Below are 25,508 nucleotides of genomic sequence, written 5' to 3' on the forward strand. Positions count from 1 at the left end.
CTGCAAATAATTAAGCCTATGAAAAAGAATAGTTTAAAAGTACTTAAGCTATTATGCCTATCAGTACTATTACTTATAACCTACCCGGTCAACGCCCAACATTCAGTAAGTATTCAGGATAAAACGATTGTCCAGGCAATTAAAATAATTGAAAGGAATACTGGTTATAAGTTCTTTTACGCAGATAATTTACCCGATTTTACTAAGAAAGTTAACTTTAAAGTGGATGATAAGCCCATTGAAACAATACTTTATCATCTCTTCAAGAATACAGGGATTACCTATGTTATCAAAAGTCAAAAACAAATTATCTTATCGGAAAAAACCTCCCAGACTTCAATGGATAAACCATTATCCGGTCAATCAAACCAAAGTTTTACAATCAGGGGGAAAGTTAAGGGAAATGACGGAGAAGAATTGATAGGAGTTCCCATAATGTCCGATGACGGCACTGTAGGAACTACTACTGACATTAATGGTAATTATGAATTGCATTTAACAAGCCCAACCACATTAACCTGTAAATATATAGGTTATACCTCGGTGAAAATTAAAGTGAATAAATCAGAAGTAAGGAATATTACTTTGAAGAGTTCTGATGTTCTTCTTAATGACGTAGTAGTTGTAGGATACGGAACACAAAAAAAAATAAACCTTACTGGGTCAGTGCAGAGTATAAATAGTGAGGATATTCTCAGACGTAGTGTTGCCACCGGTTCAGCCGCATTACAAGGTGTTGTTCCCGGACTTACTGCTATTCAAGCATCCGGACAGCCTGGAGCAGACAACGCTTCTATCAAAATTAGAGGGTTGGGATCACTTAATTCAGCAACTTCTCCGCTGGTCTTAATAGATGGAGTAGAAGGTGATATGGATCGTATCGATTTGAATTCAGTTGAGTCGATCACTGTACTGAAAGATGCGGCTTCAGCCTCTATATATGGTTCACGGGCGTCAAACGGGGTGATACTAGTAACCACAAAAAGAGGTTTAGAAGGAAAAGTAAAAATGTCATTTAATAGCTATATGGGATATAACAAACCTACCACATTGCCTACGCCCACAAGTGCTATTGAATACATGCAGGCTGTGGATGTGGCACGTGCCAATGCGAATCAGGATCCATTATATACCCAGACAATCGAGACATATAAAAATGGGGGAGTCGATAATATCAACTATTACGATACGGACTGGCGAAAAGAAGTGATTAAGAAACAGGCATTAATAGAGAATTATTCGCTTAGTATTAGTGGCGGTAATGATATAACAAAGCTTTTTGCTTCAGCAGGATATTATGCACAAGATGGATTGATTGATAATAACAAGTTTACGAGAACTTCTATGCGTGTAAACACAGATACTAAGGTTAACAAATGGATGAAGCTTGGAGTGGATGTGGGAATACGACAATCCACAGCAAAATCTCCTGTAATGGATACGCCTGCCAATATTATAGGTAAGGCGTTGACTATGACGCCTATCATGTCGGGCATCAATGCCGATGGCACATGGGGGTATGGTATTAACGGAACAAATCCTATTGCTATGGTACAAAGTGGATGCGTAAGTAATAGTACAGCTCCCGAATATTCGGCAAGAACAACTTTGTCAATTGATCCTTTCGACGGCTTCAATATCTTTGGAGCATATACATGGAAACGTTCAGACAGTGAAACAAATGCATTTGTAAAACCTTATCAAGTTTTTGAAAATGGTGTATCAAAAGGAGAATTTCCAACAACAGGATCATCGAAATCAGAACAAAGGTCAAAGGCAGTCAATAAACAATATAACTTACAAGGTACTTATGAAAAGACTTTTCGTAAAAATTACTTAAAAGCTTTACTTGGTTTTCAAAGTGAAGAATTGGATTACAATTATCTGATTGCTGGACGTAAGAATTTTTACTATGATGGATACGAAGAGCTGGTAAACGGTGATATCAGTACTGCCACAAATTCAAGTTCAAAGTATGGATGGTCAATGTTATCCTATTTTTTTCGGGTAAACTACGCATTTGCCGACAAGTATCTATTTGAGGTTAACGGTCGTTACGATGGCACTTCAAGATTCAAGAAACCGCATCGTTGGGGCTTCTTTCCTTCGGTATCCGCCGGATGGAGAATTTCGGAAGAGAAATTTTTTGAAGAGGCAAAAAAGGTGGTGAGTAATCTAAAACTTAGGGCATCTTATGGAGAATTAGGTAATCAGGCCATTAACGGTTATTATCCTTATGCGTCGTCCATAGGAAGCTCTACGAGCTATGGATATTGGTTTGATAAAAGTTTGGCATCAGGTGTTGCACAGATTCAATTGGCAAACAAAGCGATTACATGGGAAAAATCAAAGCAAATTAATGTAGGTATTGATCTTGGCTTATTCGGAAATAATCTGAATGCGACTTTCGATTATTACAGAAAAGACATAACTAACATGCTTCAGCAATTCCCCGTTCCATTATTTGTCGGGATAACCGCTCCCTGGGAAAATGCGGGTTCAATGAGAAATAATGGTTGGGAACTTTCGCTATCATGGCAGGATCATATCGGAAATATGAACTACTATATCAAAGGAAATCTTTCTGATGTAAAGAATAAAGTGATTGATTTATATGGAAAAGAGTACGTAGGATCTACAACGGTAACAAGGGAAGGCGAACAATATAATTCATGGTACGGGTATATTGCTGACGGCTATTTTCAAACTCGGGAGGAAATAAATAGTTCTCCTGTATATGGGGGTAATCCCAACAATGTAAAACCGGGATACATTAAATATAAAGATATAAGTGGTCCGGATGGAGTACCCGATGGGAATATAAACAATTACGACCGCACAATACTAGGTAATTCTACTCCACGATATGAATTCGGACTAACATTAGGTGGTGATTGGAAAGGTTTGGACTTCTCACTGTTTTTTCAAGGAGTGGGTAAAAAAGATGTCTATTATTCCGGTGCTGGCGCCCGTGCCTTATCAGGTAATTACACGATTTATCGCTATCAGTTGGATTACTGGACAGAAGACAATCCTAATGGAAAATTTCCGATATTACTTGAAGATCCCAACGGAACAAACCCAAACAATATGATATCGAGCTTTTGGGTGAAAAATGGAGCTTACTGTCGCTTGAAAAATATTGTGATTGGATATACATTACCACAAAGCTGGACTCGGAAGGCTACATTATCCAAGGTTAGATTTTATACAAGTGCACAAAATCTGCTGACGATAAAGAACGATTTCTATAAAGGCTTCGATCCGGAAAACAGCATTGGCTCAGGTGCTAGTTGCTATCCCTTAAATAAGACATTTATATTTGGACTTAATGTAGAATTTTAACACATTAGAAAGATGAAGAAGACATTGATAATATATAATTTGACAGCAGTGCTTTTTACAATCCTGGGATTTACCTCATGTGAGGACTTCCTGGATCAGAAAAATCCGGCATATGATTCCGAAGGGTTTTATACCACAGAAGAAGGTTTAAAAGAAGGTGTTACAGGTGCTTATTCTCTTTTATACTTCGATATGAACTGGTCGGTTCCTGCATGTATTGTTCTCGACCATTATACGGCATACGGGCTTGAACAGGACGAGAATAATTCGATCGGTGCAGGAGGGGCTTTAAATCCCGATAATGGAAAAATACAGACATTCTGGAGTGCGGAGTATGAAATAGCTGCTCGTGCTAATACTGTGATTTATGGTGCAGAAAAAGCCATTTCCCAAATGAGTGAAGAAGCCAAACAGTATTATGCTGAGGCCCGTGTAATACGAGCTTATGCCTATTATAACCTTGTTTCAGCATTTGGTGATGTACCCTTCTTTACCGCTCCTGTAGAAATTGATCAATACAAGGTAGGACGTACTCCTAAAGGGGAAATAATAGATTTCCTCATAAAGGATCTTAACGATGCTGCCGTATATCTTCCGTGGACTTCAGCCCAACGAGGACGTGTGGATAAAGCTGTTGCATACGGTTTGATAGCTCGTATTGGCTTATTTGGCGGGAGTTTCAATGTAAACAATAAAGCCGGCGAATATTTCAGAATAGCTGCCGATGCAGCAAATAAGGTAATCGGCAAACGCAAATTAGCACAAAACTTTTCTGACTTATTTAATTTAACCGGCCAGGCGAAAAGTGATGTTCGGAACGAATTGCTATGGGAATTAATGTATTCTACAAGCGGAACAAAAAAATTACATGTCGTAGGTTATGGACATTCATCTCGCAACTATGCCTCATCGGTACGTTTCCCGAGTTCCTTGATAGTTGACACTTACGAATGTGCGGATGGAAAACGTATTGATGAATCTCCCCTTTACGATCCAAAGCACCCTACATTGCACAGAGATCCTCGTTTTAAATACACTTTGGCAGGACATGGTGACACTGTTAGTTACACTAACACCGACGGCAATAATCCGTTGAAACTTATTCTTAATATTTATGATGATAAGACTCGTTTTTATCCGCGTAAAAATGCATGGTACACAGCCCAAAATGTTGATGTTACCACAACTAGTCCGTCACTCGTAAACAATGGGGTTGGATACTTATGGCGTAAATATTCTGATGAGAATACCGAACAACTTATGAGCTCTTCAAGCAATATAATTCTGATGCGTTATGCTGAAATACTTCTGTCGTATGCCGAAGCTAAGATAGAACTTAATGAATTGGATGAATCAGTATATTCGGCTATTAACGAGGTTCGCAAGCGTGCCGGAATGCCATCGGTTTCAGCTGATAGAAAGGGTGATCAAAATAAAATGCGCCAGTTGGTGCGACGTGAGCGTAAGGTTGAATTAGTACTTGAGGGCTTACTGTTTGTCGATGTCCGTCGCTGGGGTATTGGAGATATGTTAAATGAGCACCCTTCTTACGGACAGCCTAAACCCGACATCAGATATGAGGGATTGGGACTTACTGATATACCTAACTTTAAGACTGACGAACGGCATGATCTCAACGATATCCCTTCATACGAATCTTATAAAGATAAACTCAGGGTTCGTGATAGAAACAGATATTGGAATCCGAAATTCACATGGTGGCCTATCCCACGTCTCGAGACCAACCGTGACCCTAATTTGACGAATCCCGATTATTAATTATTACCATATAATGCTCGTAACCATCATCCAATGAAAAAAAAGTATTTAATATTCATTCTTGTCTATCTCGTAAGCTTAAATGCTTTGTGGGGTCAAGCCAAAGGAACTCAAGTAACCGAAACCGACTCGACCGTAATACTTCAGAATAGCAAAGTGAGAATTGAATTTCCTAAGAGTAAAACTTTCGACATCTCGAAACTGACACTTAGTGGAAAGAAATTAATATCGAACAAAGGATATAACACCATTCCCTGGACGCTTACTTATAAGGGCCCTCAGGGAGAAAATCCTGTACTTTCCCCTTCTCACGGTGAATATGCAGGATGGTTGAAAGCAACCCAAAATGGTAATAAGGCAATTGCTTTCAAATGGAATATAAGACTTACTTACAAGGATGTGGTTCCGGTAATAATGACTGTTTGCATTCCTGATGATTCGGAGCTAGTTTATTGGGATATTCAGGCTGGCACTCCTGAGGGATGGTTGGTCAGTAACACTCAATTTCCGTGTGTAACGGTAACTCGTCCCGATGATGCAAAATTGATCACTTCAGCGGGATGGGGGGCCGAATACGAATTGGGGTATCCTCAGGAATATACTTCAAGTTATCCTTCGGTAACCGGTTCCATGCAACTTTTGCTTCTTCATAATTCTGATGGGGCAATCTATTATTCTACTCAGGATAGAGAAGCTTGTGGCAAGGATTTTAAAGCTGTCGTAGATGATAAGAATGTTACTCTCTTAACGGATATAGTAACCTCTGAGGGATGGTCAAACCATACCAATAAAACATTTGCTCTTCCGTGGGCAACTGTGCTTGGATTCTCCAATTCCGGATGGCAGGATGCTGCAACAAAATGGTATCGCCCTTTCACCTTTACGACAGAATGGGGAAGCAAAACGCTGGCATCCCGCAATATTCCACAATGGCTTCTGGATACCGATGTCTGGATCAGGGCAAAAGGAGTAAATGACACCGTGAGAGTTGCCGTAAACAAGGCCATTGACTTGTATGGCAAGAACACCTTTGTTCATTGGTATTTCTGGCATCATTATCCCTACGATACTCACTATCCCGATTACTTCCCTGCAAAAGCCGATTTTGCCAATATGATAGCTGAGGTTCGAAAAAGAGGATGCCATACCGTTCCTTATATTAATGGCCGTCTATGGGATCCTGCAAGCGACAGCTACGCAGCTTTGAAGGGATATTCGGCTTCCTGCAGGAAACCAGATGGAATGCTTTATACCGAGATTTATCCCACATCGAAAGTGTTGAATACTGTTACCTGTCCCTCATCGAAACTTTGGCAAGGTATCATTACCGATCTTGTGGTGAAAATTCAAAAGGAGCTAAAAACAAATGGAGTATATATTGACCAGATAGCCGCAGCTGCTCCCCAACCTTGTTGGGCTACTAACCATGGACATGCCTGTGGAGGTGGTGATTACTGGCATAAATCTTATCGGAATTTAATGGACTCACTACGTACCTATCATTTGGAACCGGGAAATATACTAATAAGCGAGGAAAATGCAGAATGCTACATCGACATGTTCGACCTGTTACTTACTGTCAATTCCCCACATGACGGATGCAGAATAGTACCTTTATTCCCGATGATATATTCAGATAGGCTTATCACATCAGCCTATACTTATTCTCCTACTGATAGGGTGAATCGTGGCGATTTCCTTTATCAAACCATGCAATGCTTCCTTTACGGATCTCAACTAGGATGGGTAGACCCTACTTTACTAATGAAAGATGAAGCCAAAAGAGAAGCACGTTTCTTAAAAACACTTTCCACATTACGTAAAGAGCAACATGATGTTTTCGTCGGAGGAAGATATATGAAAGAAATTATTCCGGAAGGGGACAATCCTACGATCGATGTTCCCGGATTTGGGAAAATGAATGTCGTAGCAGGTTCTGAATGGATTTCTTCAAAAGGTCAGAAGGTAAGATATTATGTGAACATGGATAGTGTAGATCACGAGATTGTGCTACCTAATTATAAAAAGATAGTCGTAAAAGCTCTGCAAGGCATAAAAATTAATTTATAGAAAAATGATAAACAGATGTTCTTTCATATTGCTTTTATTAAGTTGCATCTCATCCAACTCTTTTTCTTCTGTAATCTGGAAATTGCAAAATGTTGAATATAAGGTGGATACGCTGTCGCATGTAGTGATAGGCCCTGGTACCACCCAAACGACTTTGGCATTGGAAGGACCTGTGAAATTACGTGTATTCTATACGACTACCGATATGACTGTTCCGAATGTGAACCTGAAATTAATAATGGGAAAGGATAATCTGACAAGTAATGTTACAGTACCGAATATGCCGGCATCTCATATAGATAGCAAGAATATATATTTCGCTGGTGTGAATGCCGACTTTATAGGAGGTATGGGACCTGTAGGCACTACAATCGTAAATGGAGAATTTTATAAAAGTTATAAAGGAACAGGTTGGTATGCAGTAGGTATTAGTCAGGATAAAAAGCTCTGTTCGGGAGCTCCTTATACCACTTTTAAATTAGTCTCTCCAAATGCAGGACAGATGTCAATTAAAGCTATCAATGGAGTACGTAGCGACAATGAGTTAATACTGTATACTTCTCGGAAAGGGAGTTCTACCGGAACAAACGGAACGGGAGTAGAAGTAGGGGCGGTGTCTGTAGACGGCCCGTTGAAATCGGAGGGAACTACAAGAATGCGCGTTACTATTGCACCGGTGAAAAATATCGGCAATATGTCGATCCCTGCTCAAGGATTTGTTTTGTCCGGAACTGGGTTCACGGCCGATATGATAGGAAAAATGCAGCTAGGTGAGGAGTTTGAAGTTACTCCTACCATTTATTTCGATAATATAGTTAAAACTGACATAACGGAAATGTGTGGTGGATGTCCGATGTTGTTGCAGAGCGGTAAAATCCTTGAAACGCAAGGTTTACTGGATCATTTACCCAATCGTGAACCTCGCACGGCAATAGGTTATAATTCGGACGGGACAAAAGCTATACTATTGGTTGTTGATGGTCGTCAGGCTGGAATTTCGGTTGGTGTACCTTCGAAAGATCTGGCTGCAATAATGCTCAATTTAGGATGTACAGAAGCTTTAAATTTCGATGGAGGCGGTTCTTCTACTTTGTATGTCAAGGAATTGGGTGTGATTAATACTCCCAGTGAAGGGAGCTTAAGAGCTGTGAAAAATGGATTATTTATTACAACCCCATTCACTGAGGATAAAGAAATAGTAAAAATCCGATTTGCCGACTATGCAAAAAAAGTGGAATATAACACTCTCTATTCGCCGGTGATATACGGTTACAACGCACAAGGAGTTCTAATCAATACGAAAGTGGAGGGCATAAAACTTTCTTGTGATGCGGAACTAGGAGAGGTTCAGGAAGATAGTACAACGGTATTGTGCAACGGTGTGGGTCCCCACACTCTAACCGCCTCTTTAGGCGAATTAACATCGGTAATACAAGTCACCGTACAAAAAAATCCAGGATCGGGGATACTTTCAACAACCAACCGCAATAGTGTGAACGTATATCCTAACCCCATCAGGGCAGGAGAACTGGCATACGTTCATCTAAACGAAAGAGCAGAAATAAGCATTTATAACTCTGCCGGAAAGTTAATAAACAACTTTAAATGCGAAAATATCGGAAGTGCATCAATAACATTGCCCACAGAATCCTTGATACCAGGCTTTTATTTAATTTCAATATTGGATGATAGATCAAATAGGATTGCGAAGATGATAATAAAATGATTGATAATATAATCTAAATAGTTTGTATAGTTTAACTTAAATTTCAAAAATGATGAAAAAACAATTACTTACAGTAGCGCTTATGCTAATCGGCATTTTCGCTATGGCTCCTTCAGTAGATGCAAAGTCTACGATGGATTCAAATCTCACTTTGTTATGGATGAATACAGACGTTGCTCCATTAGAACTGAACGCGCGTCAAGGTTTTGGTAAAAATGGCAAATTTTATCTTCAGAACAAGGATACCAAAAAAATCGAAATCTGGGATGGAACCGGAAAAATAAGTGAGATCGCCTCTGGAGAAGGAACTAACATGACATTCGATGATGCAGGAAACATCATTGTGCGCATTGGTACATTTAATACTCCGTATGTTGCTACAAGAAATGAATTGAGAATTATTCCGGCTGATGGCTCAAATGTAATAGATATTCCATTGAGTGGTATAACACCGGGGCGTCTTGATTTTTGGGGACATGTCAGAGGCAATGTGCTCGACAAGGTAACCGGTGGTATCTTATATATGGGCACTGCGTGGTATCCTTCGCTTATTGAAATTCCAATTATAGATGGTAAACAAGATGTAGCTAATACATATACTTACAGTTATACAAGCCCATTCGGGGTTTCAGGAAATTTTGCCACCACTATGCTTGCATCAAGTTGGGAAGGGGGTGAAGATTTAGCAATCCTAAGTCCATTATTTAATAAGACGAACTGCAATTCCATCCAGAAGATGTCATTGGATGAAGATGGCAACTGGGTACATAACTCATATTATGTAACTCCTCGCCACAGTGGATGTGCAGGATTCTATATTTTCAAACTCGGAGAACAGAAGTATATCGTATATCCATCAGGAGCAAATAATGCAGACGGGTTTACTGTATCTAAATTGACAACTAAAGCGATATCCGATGTTGAAGCTAGCGACGAATCTGTAAGAGTAGCAACTAAATATTCTGAGCAAAAGGATGATGGTAATACTATGTACATTAATAATGCTTTCTACGGGAACCATTTGAGTGTAGAAGTAGTCAGTGATAATGAGGCATATATTTACCAATATTACCCTAAGGGATATATAGCAAAATACTCATTTAAACTTACCAGCACCGGTATTGCAGGTGTTGAAACCAGTAAAGCAACAGTTATAGGTGGTATCGGAGAAATAAAGATTTCCGGTGAAGCATCTTCAATTGAGGTTTATACTATCGGTGGTGCTCTGATAAGCAAGAACCAAACGGTCGTAAAATGTGCTCCTGGAACATATATAGTTAAAGCAGATAAAAATACAACTAAGGTAATGGTCAAATAAGTTAACCATTGATTAGAGTGTTGAAGTTTCGCAAGTTTATTGTCTGTATTGCTTTGGCTAGTCAACGTTATACAGAGGGCTTGCGAAACTTAAATTAGAGTATTATTTCACAAAAAGGCGGTACCATAGAGTTTTGGAAAATTTGCCTCATTTAAGTTCATTACAAGAAACCTTCCCATCATGAAAAAGACCCTGATTCCGATAGTATCTCTTATCTTATCTTTTAGCAACGTCCTTGCTAATAATAAACCCGAGTATAATGATAAAAATATAAACAATATTATAAACCATCTTACTTTAGAACAGAAAGCCAGACTTTTAGTAGGGTGTTTGGGAAGTGATAATGGATTAAGTCATACAGTTGCTGGGGCCGCAGGCTATACCTTTCCTATTGATTCTTTGGGCATTCCTTCTATCAATTTAGCAGATGGTCCGGTAGGCGTACGCATTACTCCTGTCTCATCGAAAAAATACACGTCATATAGTACTTGTTTTCCTTCAACTACGGCGTTAGCAGCTACCTGGAGTGAAGAGATGGCGCAGTTAGAAGGCAACGCCATAGGTGACGAGGCCAAAGCTTATGGTGTTGACATAATACTCACGCCGGGTATTAATATCATGCGAAACCCACTTTGCGGACGCAATTTTGAATATTTTTCCGAGGATCCATATCTGGCAGGTATAATGGGATCAGGCATGATCAACGGAATTCAAGATAAAGGCATTGGAGCAAGTTTGAAGCATTTTGTAGCCAATAATCAGCAAACCGGGAAACTTTATAATGATGCGCGTATTTCCTTACGGGCGTTGCGAGAAATTTATCTCAGAGGTTTTGAAATCTGTATTAAAAACTCCAACCCCTGGACTGTGATGGGGTCTTATAATAAAATAGGAGGAAAATATACCCAGGCTAATCCGGAATTGCTCAAAACCATTCTTCGCGATGAGTGGAAATATACCGGACTGGTAATGACCGACTGGTACAAGAAACGGGATACCCCCGATCAACTCAATGGAGGAACTGACCTGATGATGCCGGGAGAACAATCTCAAATAGACGAAATTGCGACTGGAGTCAAGAATGGCAGGATTAGCGAAGCTATTTTAAACGAAAGTGTTAAACATATGTTGAAGCTCATTTTCAAATCGATTTCTTATAAAGGCTGGCAATATAATGAAGCGCCCGATCTTGCCGGAAATGCAGAATTAGCACATAAGATAGCCACAGAAGGAATGGTCTTGTTAAAAAATGAAGGTTCCTTTCTTCCCATCCCTGAAAAGGCAAAGATAGCATTGTTCGGGGTTACCGCGTACAAATCTATAGCAGGAGGCACAGGATCATCGAACGTAAATAAACCTTATATTATTGACATATCTACCGGACTTGAGAAGTCTGGTTATAAACTAAATGAAAGATTAAAAGGAATCTATACAAAGTTTGTTGAATTCCAAAATGACCTTCTTAACAAACATCCAGAAAGCACTGATTGGGAAAAACTATCCTATAACAGAACGGTAATTCCCGAAATGGACTTGTCTAAGGCAGAAAGCATTATAGAATGTGAAGCTAAAAAAAACGATATGGCATTGATAGTTATCGGTAGAGGCTCTGGTGAAGAATCCGACAGGAGATTAGAAGGAGATTTTTACCTAACACCCGAAGAAAAGTTGATGATCGAAAAGGTATCTTCCCAATACCACTCTTTGGGAAAGAAAGTAGCTGTAATAATGAATGTATGCGGTGTAATGGAAATGAATTCCTGGAAAGATAAGCCGGATGCCATATTGATGGCTTGGTTTCCGGGGCAAGAATGCGGAGCTGCCATAGCGGATGTGATTAGCGGAAAAGTAAATCCATCAGGCAAGCTTCCTATGACTTTCCCGGCGGACTATTTTGATATCCCCTCGTCCCGAAATTTTCCGATGGTGGGTGAAACCAAGGAGGGTAAGAATTTTGATTATACAAATTACGAAGAAGATATATGGATTGGATATCGTTACTTTAATACGGTGAATCTGCCTATTGCCTATCCTTTCGGATATGGACTATCTTATACCAGTTTTTCTTTCGCTGAGCCGAGGCTTGAAAGGAAAAAAGGCAAATGGGTTGCATCCATTCGGATAAAGAATATAGGTGAAGTATCTGGCAAGGAAGTTGTGCAGCTATATGTTTCTGCTCCTCAAACTTCAATTCGAAAGCCTGATACCGAGTTAAAAGCTTTCGGAAAGACGCGGAATTTGAAACCCGGAGAAAGCGAAATAATAGAACTTCAATTTACAGATTATGACATAGCATCATTCGATGCAAATAACTCGCGGTGGCTTACACAAAAAGGGAAGTATAAGCTTTCCTTTGGTTCTTCAAGCAGAGATTTCAAAGCTACTGTTTCATTCAATATCAACAAAGATAAGAGCTGGAAAGTGAATGATGTGCTAAAGCCGGTTGAGAAAGTAAATGTTATGGAATTTCCGCATAAAATAGGTGAAGAAATTAAGGATAATAAATAAGCCGTAAACAAACTCTTCTCATTCTTCAAAAATAGTTATAATTAATGAAAGTAATGCTTACCACAATCATTGATAGAATATCTGTGACATTTGCTGTCATTGTAAGTTGTTTTGTCGGAGCTAATACTGCAGCTGCAGCTTATCAGACTGATGTCGTGTCAGATCTGGCTCTTATTTATCAGGGAGGGACTCACCGCCCTGATTGGACGGAAGATGAACTGCGCCCTTATGTAGTACACACTTTTGCAGATGGACATACAGACTGGTTTTTCGACTCCTTTCTTTTCTATGAATTTACCGATAATTGGCAAATTGCATTCGGTTATAAATATGGGGCGCGAAATGCTAGAAGGGGCGACTGGGAATGGTTACTCAGCAGGATATTTGAGAAAGGGAAATCTCTTGATGCATTAAATTCGTGCATTGAACATTATAAAACGATCATCGGAGAACCTCAATTTAAGCATAAAATAGTACTTGGCGTGGTATCGCCTATTACTGGCCAAACTGATTGGGGAAGTCTCAATGGAGAAGTATTAAACTTTTCATACAGGAACGATCAGATAAAGGCTGCCAGGTGGTATATTGATCAGCTCATGAAATTGTTTGCCGAAGGATCGTATGATAATCTTGAATTAGTCGGTTTTTATTGGATTGAAGAGAGTACTGCTAAATGTGGTGATTTGCCTAAATATATAAGTGAATATATCCATCAATTGAATAAACGGTTTTATTGGATTCCATATTGGTATGCACCTGGCTTCGACCAATGGAAAGAGCTGGGGTTCGATACCGCCTTTTTACAGCCGAATCATTTTTTTGACAAATCTGTAATAGACGCTCGTCTACGTGATGCGTGCAAACTGGCAAAAGCAAAAGGAATGGGCGTGGAAATGGAGTTCGATAGCAAAGTCTTGTATGAAAATGAAGATTCATATTACAGTAGATTGGAGACTTATATCAATGCCTTTGAAAATTACGGTGTCTTTGAGCAATCAACAATAGCTTATTATTCTGGCACAAAGGCTATACTTGATATGTATCGATCAAATTCGATAGAGAATACTATCATTCTTGACAGGATAGCAAATAATATATTGATGAGACGAAGCCGAAGTGTAGGTATTGAAACAACGAATGATACGAAGACTGATGTTATTGCCGTTGGCGGTATCGGAGAATTATATGTATTGGGAACAGGTAAATCGATAAAAATATATACAGCATATGGAATGCTTGTTAGCGAAAACGTCAAAAAGTTGCAATGTTTGCCAGGTATTTATATTGTAAAGGTTGATGGGAAAACAAAAAAAGTGGTTGTACGATAATAATTTGTGATTAATGAATATGAACTTAGTAACATTTAATATAGAAAAATTAAACATGAAAAAAATCCTATCTTTTTTAGTGATATTAATCATTATAGCTCCTATACAATCGGTAGAAGCTCAGAGAAACAAGGAAAATAAATATAAAACCAATGAGATTAAAGATCTTGCACTAATATATCAGGGAGGTAAACAGAGAATTGACTGGACCCCCGACCAGTTTGTTCCATACGTTACACATCAATTCGCCGATGGTACTAAAGATTGGTTATTCGATGGCTTTTTATTTCTCGAATTTACCGATGGGGAAGGATACAATTATGCTCATGGGTATGCCAAAAAGCAAGCTCGTAAAATAGAATGGGAATGGCTACTTGATAGAGTTTTTGAAAAAGGGAAAGCGTTGGATGCACTTGACCAATGTATTGAACGTGAGAAAAAAAACATCGGGAAAGCGCCATTCAAGCATAGAATCATCTTAGGAGTTGCGATTCCATTGCCCAAACAAAAAGATTGGGGAGTTATAGACGGAGATTCTCTTGATTTTAATATCCAATCCGATCAGGTTAAAGCGGCTGAATGGTATATAGATCAACTGATGGCTCGTTTTAAGAAAGCTAAATACAAAAACTTGGAACTCGACGGTTTCTATTGGGTGGATGAGGATATTGCAACTTGTAAGGACCTTCCAAAATATGTGAGTCAATACATCCATTCGAAGAAAAAGAAATTTGTTTGGATTCCATATTGGAAAGCCAAAGGATATGATCAATGGAAAGAGTTGGGATTTGATATCGCTTACCAACAACCGAACCATTTCTTTACACCCACTATCCCCGATTCCCGCCTCGATGAGGCCTGTCAACTTGCTTTGGATAACGGAATGGCCATGGAGTTTGAATGCGACAGTAAAGCACTTTATGGTAGCACTAATTCTTCGTATGACAGGATGCTTGCCTACATCAAAGCATTCGAAAAGCACAATGTATTCCAAACTTCGGCCATCGCATATTATACAGGTAGTAAGGGAATTTTAGATATGTATCATTCCACTTCTCCGGAGGATAAGAAAATAATGGATCGTCTTGCGCGGCATATCGTTTCCCGTAGAAGCATTAAAGCATTAACCAAATAGTTTGAAGCAATGAATCGGATTATAATATTTTTTTTTTGCTTCTTCCTTTATTAGCTCATTCTCAGAACAAATTAAACACGATAAAGAAGGTCGGGGAAAATGTATACATATCTTCCAGAATTGACAAAACTCTTAAAATTAATTTCTGGTTCAAGAAATGTATGGCTAATGATTTGTTTACATTCTACCGTGTTTCCATCGTCAGTGCTTCTGGCGATACCATGATAGTCAATGAGGCTCTTAGCGATAATATAGGACCATTTGACATCCAGAATGGTGGTTGGTGTGGTGGTAATCACCTATTCTCGGATGGAAAAACAAAAACAGCTGAAACCCTTTCCGTAAAGCTATATGCTGATGGACGGTGTATCTCTTCTGATACTACGCTCAAGGCTCATACTGTTAAAATAGAAGTAAAAAATAATATTTTTAATCCTTTAAGTGCAAGAAGAAAAGAAACTGAAGTTCATTTCACGGATACGCTATGTATTGAAAAGGTTCTTTACACAATAAATGATAATAGTATCCAAGTGGATTTGTTTCATGAGTATATAAACACAATTCCTGTTACAATACTAAAATATTACGGGATGCAATCTATGTTTAAAGATGAGAAGCAACTTCTTACGCCCTTGGGCGAATATGTACGCTGGACTGCCATAGATAAGACGGATAGGTTCAAAAAGAAAGATTTTCGCCGGTTTAACCGATATATTGAAAAAGGCGATTCTTGCTTTCAGTCTTCGTATCTCTTCAATCGCGGTTTAGGAACACATAGCGAACTTCTTGATGATGATGTGATATTCATAGGTAACTCATGGTCTAAATGCTATCATAAACTTATAGGAAATGCACCGCGGATTGCCGGTAATTCCGATTCGTGGAGCGGGGTTTACTCTTGGGTGGTTACACCACTTCTTGATACCGGGTCTGCATTTGCTTACAATGGATTCATGGATGGAAAGGAAGTCATTTTTTTTAGTAACAACACGAAAGGCAATTTCGTTATCCCTCTTCCTAAACAATTGGAAAGTAAGAAAATAAAGATCATGGAAAATTCTTCCGACATTAAAATCAAGAAAAACAACCGCAGTATCAGTTTTTCTTGTAATTGGGCGGGAAGTGCAATTCTCTTATTCGAATAATAATTTTAAAAATTAGAATACATGAAAAGAATATTAGTCTTAATTTGTTTAATGAAATTTCTAACAATTTCTATTGCAAATGCCCAGCCCAAAGTAGTAGCTCATCGAGGATATTGGGATATTGAAGGCTCGGCTCAAAATTCTATCCGGGCATTGATAAAAGCCGATTCTATTAAATGTGATGCGTGTGAATTTGACGTATGGATGACAGTTGATAAAAAACTAGTGGTAAATCATGATAATAAAATTAATGGTTATGAGATAGAAACCACTTCATCCGATACGATCCTTAATCAAAAATTAAAAAATGGGGAATTTTTGCCTTCGTTGAATCAATTCCTCGACGTTGCAAAGCATCTCAAGATAGATTTAGTATTGGAGGTAAAACCTCATAAGGATAAAATACACGAAACAGAAGCAGTGAAAATGATACTTGATATGGTGAAAGAAAAAGGTTTGAAGAAGAGAACCTCTTACATCACATTTTCCAGAAATGCTTTTGATGAACTTGTAAAACAGACAAAAAGACCGATTCTTTATCTAAACGGAGTGGCTCCGGATGTATTGAAAAGCATTGGAGGCACAGGAGCCGACTATCATATTGATGTTTTCAAGAAGAATCCCGAATGGATAAAACAGCTTCATGATTCAGGCCTTGAAGTTAATGTTTGGACGGTAAGTGATCCTGAGGGAATTCAATGGTGTATCGATAATGAAGCCGATTACATTACCACCAATAATCCTGAATTAGTACAGAAAATGATTAAATCAAGACCGCAAAACAATATAAAATAACATAGTAAATAATGATATCTCTCATTCCCTAAGTCCCTTTCGTAATACACTTTTAATTGATAATAAAAAATATCGATAAAAAGTGTATTACTTCTTTACCAGTTGGGGCTCTTCCATATTTAGTGCAGCGTAGTGCTGAAATGTGGCAGCTTTTTGCATGCAGAATCAAATCCGCATAGTAGGCGAGGGGCTTTTATTTCTTCTCGACGTTTTTTTATTTCTTCTCGATAGATTTTATTTTCTAGGCGTAAGATTTTTATTTCCAGGCGTAAGATTTTCATGCCCTATTTTTATTCCTGAAATGTGTTGTCAGTCTCAACTTTATCAGTCTGTTTTTTAGTATTGATTGTTCCTGCCATCATAACCAATGCCGTGATAATAATAACCTGGGTAATCAGTGACTGGTTTACCATAGATAAGGTGCTGCTGGCAGGTATTGACAGAAACAGCAAGATGGTAATCAGCCCTCGGGGTGCAATAAAGAGCAGCGGTTTCAGCGGAAGTTTCATCAGCCAAAGATATAGGATTCTTGTCACAAAGATTCCGGCTGAAATAGCAACTGCCCAGATGGCCGTCTCCTTGTTTAGGAGATTCTGCGTGTCAATCATAAAGCCAAACAGCAGGAAGAAAAGCACCCTGATTAGGAAGGTCATCTCCTTGGTAAGCTCCTTAAACCGGCTTACTTCGATTTTAAGGTTTTCCATATATCTCCACTCCCGAAGGCTCTTTATGTTAAGTTCATCGATGTTGCGGATAAAGAGGCCGAAGAGCAAGATGAAAAGCAATGCCGGAAGGTGGTAAAGCTTAGAAATGGAATATATTAAAAGAATCAGGATGATAATCGGTATGAATTTCACAGAGTGCTTTACCCGATAGAGCAGAAATGCCAGCAACAAGGTGGCGGCGAATGAGATGATCAGAATAAGGAGCAGCTGAAAAAATAGGTTTGTTACCGAGTGTATGCCGGGATTGTTCTCTGTCAGTACAAAATTGAAGATAAGAACCCCGAATATATCCGAAAGACTGCTCTCATAGATAATAAACTCCCTGCTCACTGAGGACAGCGATTCAGCGCTTGGTATGGCAATGGCACTGCTGATAATGGCCAGTGGAATGGCATTCATCAGGCAGGTTTGGTAATCTGTTCCGGTGATGTGCCTGAACGCACCTGCAAGGGCGAAGCTGATGACCAGGATGGAAATTAATGCAGTGCCCGTTGATTTGCCAATTAGAGGAAGTTTTTGTCTGTTAAACTCCAACTCAAGTGCACCGTCCAGCACAATCAGCACTAGTCCCATAGTACCCAGAACCGGAAGTATGGCAGACAGGTCGGGGATCATAACCCCCGACATATCCGAAACTTGCTTTGCCACCCATCCCAGAAACAGCAGCAGTATTATCGACGGAATCCTTGTTTTCTGAGATGTGATATCAAACAGATAAGCCAATAGCACCAGTACGGTAAGAGTAATGATTATAGTGTCTGTCATACGAATTTGAGTTTGTTGTATTTTGGATTAGTTATAGAAATAGGGCAGCAGCAGGCTTTCGAAGTTGTACAATCCCTTCTCCTTTCCAGCCAAATTCTGTGCAACAAAAATCACTCCGTTACCGAAAGCCTCCCTCGAGATTGATTCGTGAATGAGTCGCACTGTTTGGTAGGGAAATCCGAAGATCACCTCGTGGCGCCCTTCAATTCCGCCGGCTCGCACTGAGTTTATATCCGACTCCTCCAGATCGAGGACTTTGGCAATCTTGATTGCCGTTCCCGATACACCGGCTTTTTCGCGGAAGTGCTCTTCCACAATTTGAATATCAACCCAAGGTGCAATTTTCTTCAGGAATTTCGAAGCTATAAGCAGGTAGTTCACCCCCAGGGTGATGTTTGGACTCCAGAATACAACGGTCTGTTTTGCCAGTTCTTTCAGGAATTCCCGTTCCTGTTCCCCATAGTGTGAAACTGCCGAAATGATGGTAATGCCTCGCTTTGCTGCAATTTCGCCATAGGTGTATATGCCTTGGTCCGATGAAAAGTCGATAATCGCATCAACCGGATGTTTGTCAAGCAGCTCCTCCATGCTGGTTGTTAAGCTCGAATAGATCAGTCCCGGTTCATCCGATTGGATTCCCAGGAATTCGGGTACGCTTCTGTGCTCCAGTAAAGTACGTTTCCGCAATACCCATTCCAAGCATAGTTCGTTATTATCCAGGATGGCTGTAGCTACAGCTTTCCCCGTTTTTCCAAAACCAATTAATCCTACTTTCATATTTTGTTTTTTTTAATGAATATCAGTAAATATCTGTCTGAAAGACTTTTGAGGTTGTGTAATCGATTGACAATGATTGGCGTATAGCCCTTTTGGAGTAACCTCCGAATGTGTGTTCTCTACCAAAAATAGGATTTTTACGCATAAATTCCAAGAATGGGTTTTACTTTTTATGAATTTATATCAATTCCACGCTTCGGTTTTAAGAAAGAAAAGTCGTAATTTTATCCGCAGTAAAAATGAAAACAAGGAAAAGAGGATTGAGAAGATGAATCAGGAAGAGATGAAAGAACAGGATGATAGTGGGAAGAACGGTTTGAGTGATACGGATAAATATTCTGAAGCAACCGGCAACCAGGTTAAGGGTGATACGCCTACCGGTTGTACATTCGGTTTGCCCAACCAGACGGATTGTTCTGCAACGGATAAAACTTCTGTTGAGGGAAGGAACTCTCAGCAAGAGAAGATTGTTTTTTCTGAGGCTCTCATTAGTGGGAAAGAAATTAACCCCAATAACGGTTTCAAAACTTCCGCTGTTTCTGCAACGGGCAAGGCTTCTGTTGAGGATAGTGACCCTCAGCGTGATGCTACACCGGTGAATGGCAGCCCGGATAAGGAGGCTGAGCTTCCATCCATCGATGCTGCCGAACTGTATGATTACTTGCTGAGTCTGGCACAAGATGAGGCTACACCGCTGACGCGCCGCTACCTTCAGTTGCGCGACCTGCTCGAACGTCTTTGCAGGGCTTCGGTGCAGGATAAACAGTTGCAGCTTACCGACCTTGCTGCACGCATCAGCTACCTGGCTGCTACATACGGACTTTCGCGCGTGGCACAGAACCGTCTGCATACCTTCAGGCTTACCTCAAATGCAGTGATGAATCTGCGCGAAGAGCCTACACGTGAAAATCTTATGAGGGACATTCGCACTCTGACACTCACGATAAAAACCATTACGCACAGCGATATTCCGCAGCCGCTGTACGCTCTTCTTCCCCGAAGTGAAGAACCTTCGCATGCGCCTGCACCTCTTCTGCAGGGAGAGCGTATCCGCCGGATGCGGGTCTGCTTTCAGTATGCCGACCAGGAGTTTCTCTATGTCAATCCCGTGGAGCGTACAGTGGACGAACCTATCCGGGTGCGCTACAATGTTGAAGGGCTAAACAGCGAGTTTGCCGAAACCGTTGATAAACTCTGGCCGCATGCACAGCTCAATCTGCTCGATGTCATGGTCAGCGCCGAAGGAATTCATTCGCCCGCTTTGATTGTTCTCGAACCCGATTACCTTCTTGATATCAGCTCCCTGGCCGAGTGTTTCAAGGAGTATGGCGCCCATCCGGCCAACTACCTGCTGGGCAAGCTCCGTCCGCCGGTCAACAGTCGCCACATCCTGCTGGGAAACATCGCCAACCTCTTCCTCGACGAGTGGATACACGCCAAAGGGGAGGTGGATTATCTGGAGTGCATGGCCAAGGTGTTTCGCAACTATCCGCTGGAGCTGGCTACCTGCGACGACCTGCTTGACGCCAAGAAGGCGAAAGAGTTCTCGAGCGACTGCCGGAGGCATTTCGAAAACATTCGTCAGACCGTGCTGCAAACCTTCCACAACCCGGGTTACAAGCTCAACCGGGAAGATGCGGTGCTGGAACCCTCGTACATCTGCGAGGCGCTCGGTCTGCAAGGACGTCTAGACTATATGCAGCGAGATATGAGTAGCTTCATCGAGATGAAATCGGGTAAGGGAGACGAGTACTTCATCCCCGGAAAGGTGGTGCCAAAGGAGAATCACAAGGTGCAGATGCTGCTTTATCAGGCAGTGCTGCAGTTCAGCATGGGGAAGGATCATCGCCACACGCGCGCTTTCCTGCTCTATACACGCTATCCGCTGCTCTATCCCGCCAAGGAGGAGTGGGCGCAGGTGCGCCGTGCCATCAACCTGCGCAACCTGATTGTGGCGAATGAATATGCCGTGCAGCTGCACAACAATCCGGCTTTTACCGCCTCCATCATAAACGATATCACCCCTGAGGCACTGAACCTCAAGGGCCTTCGCGGACGTTACTGGGAGTGCTATCTGGCCCCCTCCATTGCCGCGCCGGGTGCTGCCCTCGCCCGGCTTACTCCGCTGGAACGGGAGTATTTCCTTACCCTCTACAACTTCATTGTGAAGGAGCATTATACCTCCAAATCGGGCGATATGGATTACGACGGACGAGCCGGTGCTGCTGCCCTCTGGCTGGCATCGCTCACCGAAAAGCGCGAGGCAGGAGAGATACTCTACGACCTCACCATCAGCGAGAACCGTGCTACCAATGCGCAGCGTGCCACGGTGGCGTTCGATATCCCCCTTTACGAGGAGGAGGAATTTCTGCCCAACTTCCGCGTGGGAGATGTGGTGCAGTTCTATGAGCGCAACCGAGCGGAAGACAATGCCACCAATAAGATGGTTTTCAAAGGCTCTATTGCCGAAATATCCGCCACGCGCATTGTTATCCGCATACGGGCTACCCAGCGCAACCCCTCTGTGTTGCCTGCCGGCAGCACTTATGCCGTGGAGCACGATACCATGGATACCGGCTACAAAAGCATGTACCAGGCGCTCACCCTCTTTGCTTCGGCCAATGAAGAGCGGCGCCGGCTGTTGCTGGGACAACGTTTGCCACGTTTCGATAAAACGTTCGATGCAGCCATTGCCGCTGCTCCCGATGACTTTGCCCGTGTGGCACTCAAGGCGCGTGCCGCCAGAGACTTTTTCCTGCTGGTGGGCCCTCCCGGTACCGGAAAAACATCGCGTGCTCTTCGCCGCATGGTGGAGAGTTTCCACGACGAGACTCCCGGTTCCATCCTGCTGTTGGCCTACACCAACCGTGCGGTGGACGAAATATGCAAGTCCATCTCCGAAAAGATTGATGCCGAGCATCCCGAGAACAACCGCAAAGGGTTCGATTACATCCGTGTGGGCAGTGAGCTATCCTGCGAGGAACGTTTCCGCAGTCACCTGCTCGAGAATGTTCTGGAGCAGTGTACACGCCGTTCCGATGTGGTGCAACGACTCACCGCCTGCCGCATCTTTGTGGGTACTGTGGCGTCGCTCTCCACCAAGACCGACCTCTTCCAGCTGAAGCATTTCGATGTGGCAATTATCGATGAGGCTACCCAGATACTCGAGCCGCAGCTGCTGGGCATCCTTTCCGCCCGCGACTGGGAAGGGAGAGATGCTGTGGACCGTTTCATCATGATTGGCGACCACAAGCAGCTTCCGGCCGTGGTGCTGCAAGGGGAGGAGCAGTCGCGTGTTGCCTCCGAAGCGCTTCGTTCGGTGGGCATCACCAACCTCAAGGATTCACTCTTCGAACGGCTTTATCGTTTTTATGTAGGGGATGCTCAATCTGGTTCGATAGAAGATTCCGTGAGAACCGTATCAGATGGAATTTTTTCGGAGAACAAAACCGAAATGGGTTCTGAAAGCGATGTGAAAAGTGCTGAGACTTTTAAATCGGGAAATAATATCCCGGAAGATGAGGGTGCTGAGGCTTGTTTGTCCGCAGGTGTTCTTTCCCTGAAAGACCGTGCAGTCGATATGCTTTGCCGGCAGGGGCGGATGAATCCTGCTGTGGCGGCATTCCCCAACCAGGCTTTCTATGGCGGACGACTTCAGTCGGTGGGATTACCTCATCAGCAGGACGAATCCTGTCCCTACGGTCCCCGTGTTCAGTTCATCCCATCCGAACCGCAGCTTACCGGACTTTCGGGCAAGAGTAATCAGTGCGAGGCACGCATCGCCGCACGCATCGCCACCGAAGTGTATTATCGTAACCCCGCAGCTTTCGATACACTCCACACGTTGGGCATCATCACCCCGTATCGCAGTCAGATAGCCCTTATCCGCAAGGAACTAGAAGAGACTGGCATTCCGGCCCTGCAAGAGATTATGGTCGACACCGTGGAGCGGTTCCAGGGAAGTGAGCGCGATGTCATCATCTACTCCTTCAGCGTGAACTACGCCTGGCAGATTCCGTTCCTTAGCAACATCATCCGCGAAGACGGGGCGCTGATAGACCGCAAGCTTAACGTGGCGCTTACCCGGGCCAGGCAGCAGATGTATATCATCGGTGTGCCCCAATTGCTTAAGAAAGATAAAATATATGAAGCTTTGATTAATTTAACATCTACTATGCTTCATTAGCATACCTGTCTCAAAAAAAACTATATCTTTGCACTACGTTTTTTTCATAGAGATTTAGATTTAAGGTTAGAAGAAATGTGGAAGTCGTGAGACTTCCCTTTTTTTTTAGTTTAAGTCGTGCGAATCCATCGTGAATGGAAGGGCATTAAGGGAGAGGCTGTCTTTTAAAGGCAGCCTCTCTTCTTTTAGTTCTTTTTTGAGGAGCTTATTGCTGATTCGAATTGCTTGTACTTTTGGATCAAGCCAAAAGTACCAAAAGCTCAAGGCTGCACGCTCTCCGCTACTCCGTGAGCCGGTTCCGCTAAAGGAGCTCAAACTCGCTTGCGCTCAGACAGTCGCTCCTTCTTTACGCTTCACCAACTCCCTCCGCTTAACGCTTCGATCATGAGGCCGGTCCTTTACTGGTTTTGCAGCTGTGTTTTGAAAAAACAGTTTATAATAAACTAAGGAGCTTTATCCTTTTGGGTTTGTTCCAAATGGCTTGAAAGATCATTTTCTGGTTTTCTTCTTTTGCTGATTCGAATTGCCTGTACTTTTGGCTTGACCCAAAAGTACCAAAAGCTCAAGGCTGCACGCTCTCCGCTACTCCGTGAGCTGGTTCCGCTAAAGGAGCTCAAACTCGCTTGCGCTCAGACAGTCGCTCCTTTTTTACGCTCCACCAACTCCCTCCGCTTAACGCTACGATCATGAGGCCGGTCCTTCTGCGTTTCCCTATTGACTGCAATTGCGAGAACGGTTTAACATTACTCGCTTTGCTCGCTCCTTTTGATGTGATTTAGACTTAGCTTCACTCAGTTTCTTTTTGCATAGCGCTACCGCTTTGTTCATTGCTTTTGTTGGTTCCGGCTTCGTATCTGTTTTTTTCTTTCGTTCTTTTTTCCAGATTCTTCTTCGTTTGGCGTACACAACGTCATCGTTGCTGGTATCTCTGTAGAATCCGATACATTTGACCTTGGCCGGAGCACCTAATATAACCGATTTGGGTTCGGTAAACAAGCCACTCAATACAGTCCCGCCCCCAATGGTGCAATATTCAGCCGTTTCGGTTCCTTTAAATGTGATGCATTTCAGTCCGAACCAGTTATTTCTGCCAATAATTATGGGAGCTGAAGCAACTTTTCGCTCGCCCGTCTCATCATTGATCAGAGAATGAAAGTTGGTATCGAGAAACATATTTTCCCATCCTATACGGGCATTGTCTTTAAATTCGATTTGGTTGTACGACACTATTTTCAACGCTGCTGATGCAGAAAACAAATCGCCGATAGTCAAATTGCCGTTTGGCCCTATTGATATTGCAGATGAATTACCAATAACGCAACGTCCTTTAAATACGCAGGTGCCACCGTGCTGTTCCCACATTATTCCGTCTTTACGATATAAGGATACAATGTTAAACCCCATCCTGATCATGCCAAAATGGATATTATCATTGTCTATTATGACCCTTCCTTTCATCTTGAGCAGTCTCGGCCTGTGCAGTAGAATTGGAAGCTTAATGGCTTGACCAAAAGGGAGATAATGGAAATTGAAATAAATACTATACAAGATAGATCTTAGTGCTTCCGCTATTAATTTACGCCTTTCCATGTCTGTCACTCTTTTGTTGATGATAAATATCTGCTAAAAATCATTATAAATATTAAAACAAAAATCAGAAAAAATAGTTTGCCACAAATAATCCGGGAAAATAATTTTCTTGAAAGCCTGCTTACTTAATTTATAAACCTCTCTGTGAGGCATTTCTCGCGTTTAATAACCATTTCAGCTTCTTCGTGTCGGGATGCATAACCGCATCTAAGTAGATGGAAACTTTCCCCCCGCTGAATTGTTTTATATAGACGTTATAAACTCTACCGTCATGACTCCGCCAGATTGTGCACGATGGCTACTGTGTCCAAAGGGA

14 protein-coding genes are annotated in these 25,508 nt (G+C 41.7%); 11 read left to right on the plus strand and 3 right to left on the minus strand.

Features of this window, described 5'->3' with window-relative positions:
• Window positions 1-18 precede the first annotated feature (18 nt).
• The 10 genes from ABWU87_RS00520 to ABWU87_RS00565 all read left to right on the plus strand — a co-directional run bounded on the left by ABWU87_RS00520 (window position 19) and on the right by ABWU87_RS00565 (window position 17,149).
• Entirely contained in the window at window positions 19-3,345 is a 3,327-nt protein-coding gene (locus ABWU87_RS00520) for a SusC/RagA family TonB-linked outer membrane protein (RefSeq protein ID WP_353332250.1), read from the plus strand.
• Window positions 3,346-3,357: 12 nt separating this feature from the next.
• The gene (locus ABWU87_RS00525; protein ID WP_353332252.1) at window positions 3,358-5,124 is read left to right on the plus strand and encodes a RagB/SusD family nutrient uptake outer membrane protein; all 1,767 of its coding nucleotides are present in this window, start codon (window positions 3,358-3,360) and stop codon (window positions 5,122-5,124) included.
• Window positions 5,125-5,157: 33 nt separating this feature from the next.
• Window positions 5,158-7,194, plus strand: coding sequence for a DUF6259 domain-containing protein (locus ABWU87_RS00530; RefSeq protein ID WP_353332254.1), 2,037 nt, complete (start codon window positions 5,158-5,160; stop codon window positions 7,192-7,194).
• Window positions 7,195-7,198: 4 nt separating this feature from the next.
• A complete protein-coding gene (locus ABWU87_RS00535) occupies window positions 7,199-8,920 on the plus strand; it encodes a phosphodiester glycosidase family protein (RefSeq protein WP_353332256.1) in 1,722 nt (573 codons plus the stop codon).
• Between the two features lie 52 nt (window positions 8,921-8,972).
• Window positions 8,973-10,238, plus strand: a complete 1,266-nt coding sequence (locus ABWU87_RS00540; RefSeq protein WP_353332257.1) for a hypothetical protein — start codon at window positions 8,973-8,975, stop codon at window positions 10,236-10,238.
• Window positions 10,239-10,418: 180 nt separating this feature from the next.
• Entirely contained in the window at window positions 10,419-12,746 is a 2,328-nt protein-coding gene (locus tag ABWU87_RS00545; protein ID WP_353332258.1) for a beta-glucosidase, read from the plus strand.
• 44 nt (window positions 12,747-12,790) lie between these two features.
• On the plus strand, window positions 12,791-14,074 hold the full coding sequence (locus ABWU87_RS00550; RefSeq protein ID WP_353332260.1) for a DUF4855 domain-containing protein: 1,284 nt from the start codon (window positions 12,791-12,793) through the stop codon (window positions 14,072-14,074).
• A 55-nt stretch (window positions 14,075-14,129) separates the two neighbouring features.
• Window positions 14,130-15,209 carry a DUF4855 domain-containing protein gene (locus ABWU87_RS00555; protein WP_353332262.1) on the plus strand — a complete coding sequence of 360 codons (1,080 nt, stop codon included), beginning with the start codon at window positions 14,130-14,132 and terminating at the stop codon, window positions 15,207-15,209.
• Between the two features lie 161 nt (window positions 15,210-15,370).
• Window positions 15,371-16,354 carry a hypothetical protein gene (locus ABWU87_RS00560; protein WP_353332264.1) on the plus strand — a complete coding sequence of 328 codons (984 nt, stop codon included), beginning with the start codon at window positions 15,371-15,373 and terminating at the stop codon, window positions 16,352-16,354.
• Between the two features lie 21 nt (window positions 16,355-16,375).
• Entirely contained in the window at window positions 16,376-17,149 is a 774-nt protein-coding gene (locus tag ABWU87_RS00565) for a glycerophosphodiester phosphodiesterase family protein (protein ID WP_353332266.1), read from the plus strand.
• Window positions 17,150-17,439: 290 nt separating this feature from the next.
• Here ABWU87_RS00565 and ABWU87_RS00570 read toward each other — a convergent pair whose 3' ends face one another.
• A complete protein-coding gene (locus ABWU87_RS00570; protein WP_353332267.1) occupies window positions 17,440-18,639 on the minus strand; it encodes a cation:proton antiporter in 1,200 nt (399 codons plus the stop codon).
• A 27-nt stretch (window positions 18,640-18,666) separates the two neighbouring features.
• A complete protein-coding gene (locus ABWU87_RS00575; RefSeq protein WP_353332269.1) occupies window positions 18,667-19,416 on the minus strand; it encodes a 4-hydroxy-tetrahydrodipicolinate reductase in 750 nt (249 codons plus the stop codon).
• Between the two features lie 172 nt (window positions 19,417-19,588).
• Here ABWU87_RS00575 and ABWU87_RS00580 point away from each other — a divergent pair, with 172 nt between their 5' ends.
• Window positions 19,589-23,602 carry a DEAD/DEAH box helicase gene (locus ABWU87_RS00580; protein WP_353332271.1) on the plus strand — a complete coding sequence of 1,338 codons (4,014 nt, stop codon included), beginning with the start codon at window positions 19,589-19,591 and terminating at the stop codon, window positions 23,600-23,602.
• Window positions 23,603-24,313: 711 nt separating this feature from the next.
• Here the strand turns inward: ABWU87_RS00580 and ABWU87_RS00585 are convergent.
• A complete protein-coding gene (locus ABWU87_RS00585) occupies window positions 24,314-25,060 on the minus strand; it encodes a hypothetical protein (protein WP_353332273.1) in 747 nt (248 codons plus the stop codon).
• Between the last annotated feature and the right edge of the window lie 448 nt (window positions 25,061-25,508).

Source organism: Bacteroides sedimenti, assembly GCF_040365225.1.
In the GTDB taxonomy this organism is placed as follows: Bacteria; Bacteroidota; Bacteroidia; order Bacteroidales; family Bacteroidaceae; genus Bacteroides; species Bacteroides sedimenti.